Origin of the sequence: Rubrivirga sp. (genome assembly GCF_049648075.1) — a bacterium.
GTDB lineage: Bacteria > Bacteroidota > Rhodothermia > Rhodothermales > Rubricoccaceae > Rubrivirga.
In genome coordinates this window covers 1-2,411 of sequence record NZ_JBARYR010000312.1, presented here as the reverse complement: position 1 = coordinate 2,411, position 2,411 = coordinate 1, and the positions used below count along the sequence as shown (strand labels likewise).

1 protein-coding gene is annotated in these 2,411 nt (G+C 44.3%); it reads right to left on the bottom strand.

Going from position 1 to position 2,411, the window contains the following annotated elements; genetic code table 11:
• A partial coding sequence (locus WBA11_RS09245; RefSeq protein WP_424520410.1) for a hypothetical protein occupies positions 1 to 2,411 on the bottom strand: 2,411 nt, incomplete at both ends.

Sequence of the window (2,411 nt, the reverse complement as noted above, 5' to 3'; positions counted from 1 at the left end):
GTAGATCAGCGTCGGCGTGGATTTCGGCGTACTTGCGGATTTGGATAAGGCCGGAGTGGGACGTGAGGAAATCGGGGTAGGAAAAATAGCGGAAATAAGGTTCGTCGTGTAGCCCGACGTTTTCTAGTACCTGACCTTGGCAGTAATCTAGTGCCCAAACCTGATAGAGTTTTTTGATCGCCTCGACCAATTCGTGGGCTAGTGGCGGTTCCGTGACTACCTCACTATCCAGAGTAGTACTCCAGAACGCTTCATCGTTAGTGGGGCAGAGCGGGTTATCTACGTATACCTCGGGGGCACCTGGTACCGGATTATCTGCCTCAAACTTGGTAACCACACAGCGATTTTCCGCCAGCACGTAAGCAAAGCAGAGAGAGTAGAAGTAGTCTTCTAGCTCCGGCTTAATTTCTGGCTTCCAGACATTATATTGATTCATCCAAACTGGATAACGACCGTTTATAGCTTTAGTAGTTGCGTACCAAGAGCATGTTACCCTTGCAGATTCAAGATCGTAAGCACAATAACTTCGATTATCCGCAGGACCGCAAAATATTTTGCTGAGGTTTAATTTGATTACTCGATTATCTAGATAGAACCAAAACCTGTTCGGCTCATTAGTAAGGCGATTACAGGTATCTTGTAATACTCTGACAGGCGTTAAGTTATCCATAAAACCAACAAACTCACTATCAGACGAACCGCACTTTCTTCTTAGTTCAAAATGATTTCTCTCATCTTCAATTGGAAATCCACTAACTACTTTTCCATAATCTTCTTTTTTCTTCGCATGACTAAAATCGTAACGAGGTTGTCTAACCATTTTTTTGTTACGTTCTATAGGTGGAAGTGATTCTCTAATGTCACTTCTAGAGTTGTCAAATCTAATCTTCTTTGTTTTAGCTAAAGCCTTTCGTAAAATATTGTCGGTGTTTTTTTCCTGCGGATTGATAGCAGTTGCTAGGTCATTGCGAGTAAGATGGGTGAGGTCGTAAACCTTGATAGCGTTGTCGTTTCCAGCTTCTTGGTACTGATACTGCCAAATGGTGAAGGCCAATGGCCACTTCCCTTTAAGTTTGAAGAACTCGTTGCTGGTAGTAATAAAACCATCCTGGTAGCTAAAGTGCTGATCCCACTGCTGCCGAAAGCTTACGTAGGTAGGGCGCGGAATAAGCCAGGAGGTAGGCGTGAAAATCATCACGATGGGTTGCAACTCAGAGTCATTACGCACCTGCACTTCGGCCATTCGTATGATCTGCCCTAAAAAAGCGAGATAACGCTCCTTTCCAGCATCTTCACCCGTTAGTTCTATGATAGACTCGTGAATATCGTAGTGAGCTTCGGCCTTTTCTCGGATCTGTTGGTTCTCATCGGTATTTTTATAGGGTGGGTTTAGTAGAAAGGCCAATGGCTTATCAAACTGCAAGTGTTTTTCCTCTAGTGTTTTTTGTACTTCGCCTAAGTAGTCTTCCGCTGAGCGATTTAGAAAGTTCAACCCTCGGTTTTCTGATGTTTTAGGAATGATGGTAAACCCCTTTTGCGTATGGTAGGGGTCAATCTTCATTCGCCGTTCAATGGTGCGCAGCAAATCGGGTTGGAGTTCGGAAACTACTTTGTGCTTCAAATTACCCCGCCAGCTTGAGACCAAGTTACCCGAACCACCCGCCGGGTCAAACACAATGTAGCGTTCGCTAATGTCGGGGTGGAACTGTTCCCCTACAAACCACAGCGCAAACTTGCTGAGATTCTCGTCCGTAAAGAAAATGCCGTGCTGCTTAGCGTACTCCGGGTTAATCTCGGAGAGCACTTCATCAAAGCGGCTAAAGTAGTAGTCAGCCGTTAGCCCCGAGCCTTCGTTAGTAAAAACGTAGTGGGTTTCTACAAAGTGTTTAAAATCAGCTCGCAAATTAGGAGCTATTTCCACCAATTCACTACTCTTATTACCTTTAAATCCTACTACCCGTACTCCGTTTTCGTATTCATTTTCAGCTACAGTACAAGTAATATCCCAGTAGGCCACAATCGTATAAAACGCATGGATAGCATCAATCGGAGTAGGAAAGAACTTTCTCATTAGCTCCACCGAGCGGATAAAACCGCGAGGGTTTATCTGAATACGGTTAGAATCCAGGTTCCGTAGAATCTTAAGAATCTCATGTGATTCATAAATTAAGCTTTTCTTACCAGCAAACAACTCACCCTTGAGGTCACTCGGCATTAGCCGATACAGCGCGGTTTGTAGTATTTCTTGCTGCAAGCCCTGTTGGCTTTTTCGTTTATTCTGCCTTCCTACTTTATTAGGAGCTTCGTTTGGGTCTGCCGTATTAGCCAAAAAAGCGGCGGATTCCGGTATTTTGTTAACCTTCCAAACACCAACAAATTCGTGAGCAATGACTACGATAGTTGTATAGGCT